6 protein-coding genes, 1 tRNA gene and 1 pseudogene are annotated in these 7712 nt (G+C 72.2%); 4 read left to right on the forward strand and 4 right to left on the reverse strand.

Annotated elements, in window-relative coordinates:
- Both ACTWQJ_RS42100 and ACTWQJ_RS42105 read left to right on the forward strand, forming a co-directional pair.
- Positions 1-377 (forward strand): annotated as a pseudogene (locus ACTWQJ_RS42100) (hypothetical protein); the annotation flags it as partial.
- Positions 368-441, forward strand: a tRNA-Lys gene (locus ACTWQJ_RS42105). The pseudogene ACTWQJ_RS42100 and the gene ACTWQJ_RS42105, both read left to right, overlap by 10 nt.
- A gap of 59 nt (positions 442-500) precedes the next feature.
- On the opposite strand, the gene ACTWQJ_RS42110 is transcribed toward ACTWQJ_RS42105, so the two are convergent.
- On the reverse strand, positions 501-1763 hold the full coding sequence (locus ACTWQJ_RS42110; RefSeq protein ID WP_443311698.1) for a M6 family metalloprotease domain-containing protein: 1263 nt from the start codon (positions 1761-1763) through the stop codon (positions 501-503).
- 353 nt (positions 1764-2116) lie between these two features.
- On the opposite strand from ACTWQJ_RS42110, the gene ACTWQJ_RS42115 reads away from it, so the two are divergent.
- A complete protein-coding gene (locus ACTWQJ_RS42115; RefSeq protein ID WP_443311699.1) occupies positions 2117-3961 on the forward strand; it encodes a putative bifunctional diguanylate cyclase/phosphodiesterase in 1845 nt (614 codons plus the stop codon).
- Here the strand turns inward: ACTWQJ_RS42115 and ACTWQJ_RS42120 are convergent.
- The 3 genes from ACTWQJ_RS42120 to ACTWQJ_RS42130 form a co-directional block, all read right to left on the reverse strand.
- Positions 3940-5028, reverse strand: a complete 1089-nt coding sequence (locus tag ACTWQJ_RS42120; protein ID WP_443311700.1) for an LLM class flavin-dependent oxidoreductase — start codon at positions 5026-5028, stop codon at positions 3940-3942. The genes ACTWQJ_RS42115 and ACTWQJ_RS42120 overlap by 22 nt on opposite strands.
- Before the next feature lie 86 nt (positions 5029-5114).
- Positions 5115-5846 carry a maleate cis-trans isomerase family protein gene (locus tag ACTWQJ_RS42125; protein ID WP_443311701.1) on the reverse strand — a complete coding sequence of 244 codons (732 nt, stop codon included), beginning with the start codon at positions 5844-5846 and terminating at the stop codon, positions 5115-5117.
- Positions 5843-6691, reverse strand: a complete 849-nt coding sequence (locus tag ACTWQJ_RS42130; protein ID WP_443311702.1) for a maleate cis-trans isomerase family protein — start codon at positions 6689-6691, stop codon at positions 5843-5845. The genes ACTWQJ_RS42125 and ACTWQJ_RS42130 overlap by 4 nt, the downstream gene beginning before the upstream one ends.
- A gap of 153 nt (positions 6692-6844) precedes the next feature.
- Between ACTWQJ_RS42130 and ACTWQJ_RS42135 the strand changes: the two genes are divergently transcribed.
- Positions 6845-7712, forward strand: an 868-nt coding sequence (locus ACTWQJ_RS42135) for a D-2-hydroxyacid dehydrogenase (protein ID WP_443311703.1), incomplete at its 3' end; no start/stop codon positions are given.

Raw genomic sequence — 7712 nt, forward strand, 5'->3', positions numbered from 1 at the left:
GCACCGCCCAGCGGCTCCCCTCCCTGCTGGAGTGGGAGGAGTGGGGCTCCCACGGCCGCACCGCGGCCATCCCACCGCTGCTGTGCCACGGCACCGGCGACGCGATCACCGTCCCCGCACCCGCCCCGACCGTCCCGACGCCCCCCTCCACGGGCCGATCCACCGGCCCCGGCCGATCCGCCCCCACCGCCCCCACCGGCCCCGACCCGTCCGACTCCCGCTGGCTGGTCGCCCCCGACACCCGTCACCCCTGGCTGCCGGGCCCGGAAATCCTGCTGTGGGCGGCGGTGCGGGCCGCCCGTTCGGCCGTGCGGATATCGATTTTTCCTCCCCCGGACCAGGGTGCTAATGTCTACGACGTCAGCAGGCGCCGCTAGCTCAGTTGGTTAGAGCAGCTGACTCTTAATCAGCGGGTCCGGGGTTCGAGTCCCTGGCGGCGCACGACAGTGAGAAGCCCTTCGCGAAAGCGAGGGGCTTTTTGCACGCCGACGGCCGACCGCTCACCCCACTGTGATCTTCACCGTCCACGCCCCCGTCGCCGTACGCCCCTCCACCTCGACGCGGACGGCCTCGCCGGGCACCGTGAAGGTCTCGCCGAGATCGACCGGGGCGTCCGCGAGGGGCGGGTAGACCGAGTTCTCCCAGCAGGCCTCCGTGTGCGGGTGGGCGTCGATCACCTGGACCGGGCCGCCGCCGGACTCGGCGCCGCTGTGCACGCGGTAGACGAGGACGCCCTGCCGGCAGGCGCCGTGATCGTTGCCGGCCGAGCCGCGCGCCTCGAAGGCGAGGACGCTGTCGGCCCCGATGCGCACGACCGCCAGCTTGGTCCCCCGCCCCAGCCCGAAGGCCGGGGCGCCCGCCGCGGCCGTCATGGGCGTTCCCGGCCCGGCGCCCAGCGGCTCCAGCGTCAGCCGGACCGGCCCCGCGCCCTGCACACACGTCACCTGGCGTCGCTCCAGCCAGCCCAGCTTCCACTTGTGCCAGCCGAAGAGATCGGGGGCGAGTCCGAACTGGCTGCCCATCAGGTCCCAGTCGCCGACGTGGGTGTCCCAGTCGCCCTTGCCGTCCGTCGGGCGGTGGTAGAGGTCCGGCAGGTCGAAGACATGGCCGGTCTCGTGGGCGAGGACGAGCCGGTCCGGCGGATGGTTCTCGAACACCGTGACGACCCGGCGGATGTCGGTGCCGTCCACCTGCAGGGGGCCGTCCAGGTTGACCACCTTCGTGGCGTCCGAGTCCACGCCGGGCGCGTCCGGATCGGCGACGAGGTAGACGATGTCGTAGCGCGAGAAGTCGACCCGGCCGTCGGCGGCGGCGAGCGCGTCGCGCAGGTAGGCGGCCCGGTGCGGGGCGGACCAGTCGCGCTGTATGCCGTACGCCGTGGACGGCCGCGGCATCCGGATCCAGTGCCGCAGCGGGTGCGGGCGGAGCCGGAACCTGCCGTAGGAGGCGCGGGTGAAGTAGCGGCTGGTGGCCGGGAAGTGGTCGGCGGTCAGCTCTGCGGGGGTGACCTCCGGGGCCGAGTCCGGGAAGGAGAGGAAGACCATCACCGCGTCCAGCGTGCGGGTCGGCCGGGGATAGTCGGCGTTCCAGGTGTCCAGGCCCTCCGAGTGGTGGGCCTCGGTACGGGTGAGGGCGCAGGGCGCCGCCCAGAGGGGCTCGGCGACCGAGGGGCCGGTGATGAGGGAGGTCGCAGCGAGCGCCGAGAGGCTGGTGAACACGGCCGCGGTGCTGCGCAGTCGGGGACGCGGGAGCAGACGCGGCACAGGGACCTCCGGGTGCGGTTATGGGACACCGCATCCAGCCTGTGTGTATTGCATGTTGTATGCCCTGTTTGTCTGCATCGGACGAGTGACGGCCGTTCGAGGGAACGGCAGCAGCGTCTCCGGAAGTGCTCACGGACCGTCACAACCCGTCCGTCGCCGATGGAACCGGTGCTCGGGCGGGCAGAAACGTTCTGTCAGGACGACGGGTGGTTCCGCGTCGGTTCCGGGACACTGGACAGTGGCTGCAAGGGTCCGGGGCGAACCTCTATGATCGGCACACTTTCCTGACCTTTCCTGCCCGGACAGAGATCGAGCAGAGATCGAGCAGATCGAGTGCACTGCGGGAGCGAGCGGTGAGCGGAACGTCCGAAGGGCCGACGCCCGCGGCAGACCTCATCCGGCCGGCCGTCACAGACAGTAATCAACAAGCGTCTCGTCGTACGAATGGCGAGGTCTCCGACCCGTTGCGGTCGGCCTTCGTCGCCGCCCCCCTGGCGATGGCGGTCGTCGACCGCGAGGGCCTGGTCGTCACCGCCAATGACGCGCTGGCCGACCTGCTGGGCGCCGGCCCCGGGGAACTGGCCGGACGGGTCGCCGCCGATCTGGTGGACCTGGCGTCCGACGCCCGCACCTGGCACGCGTACCGTGAGCTGCTGCGCGGCCGTGAGGCCCGGCTGCGCTGCACCCGGCGCCTGAAACAACCCGAGGGGCACAGCGTCTGGGTGCAGGTCACCGTCTCCCCGCTCCCCGAGGGCACGGACGGTGTGCTGCTCGCCGCCGCCGACATCAGCGCCCGGCGTGAACTCCAGGCCCGGCTACGGCACTTGCAGATGCACGACCCGGTGACCCGGCTGCCCAACCGCACCCTGTTCTTCGAGCGCCTGTCGGCCGCGCTGGACGTGGAGGCGTACGAGCGCGGCGGCACCGGCCGGATCGGCCTGTGCTATCTGGACCTGGACGGCTTCAAGGCGGTCAACGACACCCTCGGCCACCGCGTCGGCGACCGGCTGCTGGCGGCCGTGGCCGAACGCCTGACGCGCTGCGCGGACGAGGCCGGGTACGGCAGGGCGAGCGCGCCGCTCGTGGCCAGGCTCGGCGGCGACGAATTCGCCCTGCTGGTCGAGGACTCGACGGGCACCGAGCAGCTCGCCGACCTCGCCGAGTCGGTGCTGACGGCCCTTCAGGCCCCGTTCGACCTGGCCGGCCAGCGGCTGTCGCTGTCGGCGTCGATCGGGGTCGTGGAGCGGCAGGCGGCCGGGACGACCGCCACCGGTCTGATGCAGGCCGCCGACACGACGCTGTACTGGGCGAAGGCGGACGGCAAGTCCCGCTGGACGCTGTTCGACCCCGAGCGCAACGCGCACCGCATGACCCGTCAGGCACTCGCCTCCACGCTCCGGCCGGCCATCGACCGCGGCGAGTTCACCCTCGAATACCAGCCCCTGGTCGGCATGGCGAACGGGCGGCTGAGCGGGGTGGAGGCGCTGGTGCGCTGGAACCACCCACAGTTCGGGATGCTGACGCCGAATCGGTTCATCGGATTGGCGGAGGAGGACGGCGCGATCGTCCCGCTCGGCCGCTGGGTGCTCGCCACCGCCTGCCGTCAGGCCCGCCGCTGGCAGCTGGAACACCCCGACGAGCCGCCCATCTTCGTGTCGGTCAACGTGGCCGTACGCCAGGTCTGGGACTCCGACCTGGTCGAGGACGTGGCGGAGATCCTCGCCGAGACCGGCCTGGAACCGCACCTGCTCCAGCTCGAACTCACGGAGTCCGCGGTGATGGGCTCGGCGGGCCGCCCGCTGCAGGCTCTGCAGGCGCTCAGCGAGATGGGTGTGCGCATCGCCATCGACGACTTCGGCACCGGCTACTCGAACCTGGCGTATCTGAGCCGGCTGCCGGTGTCCGTACTGAAGCTGGACGGGTCCTTCGTACGGGGATTCCAGTACGAGGACTCCGGTGCCCATCCCAACCCGGCCGACGAGGTCATCGTCGAGGCGATGATCCAGCTGGCCCATCGGCTGGGGCTGACCGTCACCGCGGAGTGCGTGGAGACCTCCGCGCAGGCCGGGCGGCTGCGGCGGATCGGGTGCGACACCGGGCAGGGGTGGCTGTACTCCCGGCCGGTGTCGCCGGATCGCATCTCCGAGCTGCTGGACTGTCCGTCGGACCAGGCAGGTCAGGCGGTCGGCAACGCGTAGGCGTCGGCGATGAGTTCGTAGGAGCGCAGCCGTACCTCGCCGCTGTGCGCGTTGGCCGTGATCATCAGCTCGTCGGCGCCGGTGCGCTTGTGGAGATCGTCCAGGCCCGCGCGGACCTCGTCGGGGGTGCCGTGGATGACGTTGGCGTTCCAGGAGTCGGCGAACTCCTGCTCCAGCGGGTTGAATTCGTACGCCTCGGCCTCCTCGGGGGTGGGGACGAGACCGGGGCGGCCGCTGCGCAGCCGGATCATGTTGAGCGCGGCGGCGCGGACCTGCCGGCGGGCCTCTCGCTCGTCCTCGGTCGCGAGCGCGGAGACGCCGATGAGGGCGTACGGCTCGGCGAGCACCTCGGACGGTTTGAAGGTCTCCCGGTACAGGTCGAGGGCGGGGATCGTGTTCTGCGCCGAGAAGTGGTGCGCGAAGGCGAAGGGCAGGCCGAGCAGGCCGGCCAGGCGGGCGCTGAAGCCGGAGGAGCCCAGCAGCCAGACCGGCGGGCGGTGCGGGGACTGGACGCCGCCCGGAGAGGTGGCCTGGACGGGGCCGGGGACGGCGTGGATCCCGCGGTAGGGGTGGCCGTCGGGGAAGTCGTCGTCGAGGAAGCGGGTCAGCTCGGCGAGCTGCTCGGGGAAGGCGTCGGCGACCTCGTGCGGGTTGTCGGTGCGGCGCAGGGCGGCCGCGGTGGCGCCGTCCGTGCCCGGAGCGCGGCCGAGGCCGAGGTCGATACGGCCGGGGGCCATGGCCTCCAGCGTGCCGAACTGCTCCGCGATCACCAGGGGGGCGTGGTTGGGCAGCATCACGCCGCCCGAGCCGAGCCGGATGCGCTCGGTGTGGGCGGCGAGGTGGGCGAGGATCACGGCGGGGGAGGACGAGGCGACGCCCGGCATGGAGTGGTGCTCGGCGACCCAGTACCGGTGGAAGCCGCGGGACTCCGCGAGGCGGGAGATCGCGACGCTGGTGCGCAGCGCATCGGTGGCGGTCCGGCCGGCACCCACGGTGACCAGGTCCAGTACGGAGAGGGGCACGGGGGCGGTGCCCTGGCTGGTACCGCGGATCTCGTCTGCCGCCACGGGGGTCCTCCTGTGTGTTGCGCTGTCCTCAGGTCTTCCTGGCGTCAACAGACGGACGCCCCCATCTATTCCCGTGCATGTATTCGTCACACCTGGACGATCGGCTCCTTCGTGAACAGCGACCCCAGCTCCGGCGCGTTCACCCGGCGGTCGGTCAGGCGCAGGGCCTCCCAGACGGTGACCTGGTTGGCCGTGAGGACGGGTTTGGCGAGCTCTTTCTCCAGGGCCGGGATGTGGGCGGCGGTGTGCAGGGCCGTGTCGGGGAGCAGTACCGCCTCCGCGTCGGTGTGGTCGGCCGCGCGGGCCAGGGCGAGCAGCTCCGCCTCCCCCCAGGTGCCGACCTCCGCGGCGGTGATGATGCCGGAACTGCGGACCGCGACCACCTCCGCACCGCCCGCCCGCAGAAAGTCCGCGAACAGCGACGCCACGTCGTCCGGGTAGGTAGCCCCGACCGCGACCCGGCGCACGCCGAGCTCCTGCACCGCGTGCACGAAGGCGAAGGCGGTCGAGGAGGCCGGCATGCCGGCGCGGCGGGCCAGGGTGCGTACCTGCTCGTGGGCGCCCTCCCAGCCGTACACGAAGCTGCCGCTGGTGCAGGCCCACACCACCGCCTCGGCGCCCGCGAGGCGCAGCTCCTCGACGCCCGCCGCGAGCCGCTCGGCCGAGCCCATCTCGCGCAGCGCATCCACCCGGTGGGCGTCCTCACCGATGTCGGTGTGGACGAGGTCGACCCGGATGTCGCTCCCCAGCAGCTGCTCGATGCGTGGATAGTCGTCCTCGGCGGAGTGGCCCGGGTAGAGGAATCCGAGTGCGGTCATGTCGAGCCTTCCTGCTGCTGTCCTTCTTCGGGCAGAGGTTCGGTCAGTACGGGTTCGGGCTGTCCGGCACCGGCACCTGCCTCCGGCAGTACGGGACCGGTGCGTGCCGCCGGATCGATCAGCGCCTGATACGGCCCCACCGCCCAGGTACCCAGCCGGCGCAGTGCCGCCCACACGGTCACCTGGTTGGCCGAGAGGACCGGCATCCGCAGTTCGGCCTCCAGCTGGGGGATCACGTCGTACGTCGGGAGATTGGTGCACGCGATGAACAGGGCGTCCGCGCCGGCCCGCCGCCGCACCGCCTGACGCGCCATGTCGGCCACGTCGCGGTAGGGGACCTTCCAGATGTCCCGCGTCAGCCCCATGAACGCGCATCCGGTGACCTTGACGCCCGCCTCGGCCACGTACTTCTCCAGCGACCGGGTCACCGACACGGTGTACGGCGTCACCAGGGCCACCCGGCGCACGCCCAGCTCCCCGAGCGCCTCCAGCAGTGCGCCCGAGGTGGTGACGGAGGGCACCGCGCCCGCCCGGGTCATCGCCTCGCACATCGCCCGCTCGCCGGCGATCCCGCCGACGAAGCTGCCCGAGGTGCAGGCGTAGGCGACGACCTCGGGCGCGATCGCGTTCAGCGTGCGCACCGCGTCGCCCAGCGTCTCGTGCTCGCTCACCAGGCGCGCCAGGTCGAGACTGACCTCGACCGGCACGAACGGCGTGCGGGTCAGGTGCAGCGACACCTCGTCCGGCACCCAGCGCCACAGCTCCCGGTCCAGCGCGAAGTCGAACGGGGCGACGACGCCGACACCGCGCTGTGGACCTGGTCCGCCGAGAAAGGAGACGTCCATGGCAGGCACCGCCCTCACACGGAGAAAAGGGGTGAGCAACGGACCGCACACACGCCCGTGTTGACGAAGGTAGGTTCGGGTGCGAGCGTGGTCAAACCTCGCATGTCAGACGGCCGCCAACCCCTCCATTTCGCCCCGAGAAACGGCTTCCGCATGACCGTCGCTCTCCCGCCCACCGGCACTCCCACCCTGCTCGTTCTGGACGCCGATCCGCTCCCCCGCCTCGGGCGTCTCACGGGCCGCGCCAGGATCGAGCACACCGACGAGTCGGGGTTCGCGGAGCGGCTGCCGCACGCCGATGTGCTGCTCGTGTGGGACTTCACCTCGCGCGCGGTCCGCGAGGCCTGGCCGGGTGGCGGACCGCGGCCGCGCTGGGTGCACACGGCGAGCGCGGGCGTGGACCATCTGCTGTGTCCCGAGCTCGTCGCCTCGGACACGGTGGTCACGAACGCGCGCGGCGTCTTCGACCAGCCGATCGCCGAGTACGTCGCCGCGCTCGTCCTGGCGATGGCCAAGGACCTGCCCCGCACCTGGGAGCTGCAGCAGGAGCGGACCTGGCGGCACCGCGAATCCCGGAAGGTCGCCGGGACCCGGGCCTGTGTCGTCGGCTCCGGCCCGATCGGCCGCGCGATCGCCCGTACGCTCAAGGCGCTGGACATCACGACCGCGCTGGTCGGCCGCACTCCGCGCACCGGCGTCCACGGCCCCGACGACCTGGACCGGCTGCTGTCCCGCGCCGACTGGGTGATCGCGGCGGCGCCGCTGACGGAGCAGACGCAGGGCATGTTCGACGCGCGCCGGTTCGGGGTGATGCAGCCCTCCGCCCGGTTCGTCAACGTCGGGCGCGGGCAGCTGGTCGTCGAGGAGGCGCTGGCCGAGGCGCTGGCCAAGCGCTGGATCGGGGGCGCCGCGCTGGACGTCTTCACGGACGAACCCCTTCCGGCGGACAGCCCGTTGTGGCAGGCGCCGGGCCTGATCGTGTCCCCGCACATGAGCGGCGACACGGTCGGCTGGCGGGACG

Source organism: Streptomyces sp. KR55 (genome assembly GCF_052245645.1).
In the GTDB taxonomy this organism is placed as follows: domain Bacteria; phylum Actinomycetota; class Actinomycetes; order Streptomycetales; family Streptomycetaceae; genus Streptomyces; species Streptomyces flavusporus.

Bases quoted from the DNA above. Each gene is read 5' to 3' on its own strand.
- ACTWQJ_RS42125 (WP_443311701.1), bottom strand. From the start codon at position 5,846: ATGACCGCACTCGGATTCCTCTACCCGGGCCACTCCGCCGAGGACGAC.
- ACTWQJ_RS42130 (WP_443311702.1), bottom strand. From the start codon at position 6,691: ATGGACGTCTCCTTTCTCGGCGGACCAGGTCCACAGCGCGGTGTCGGC.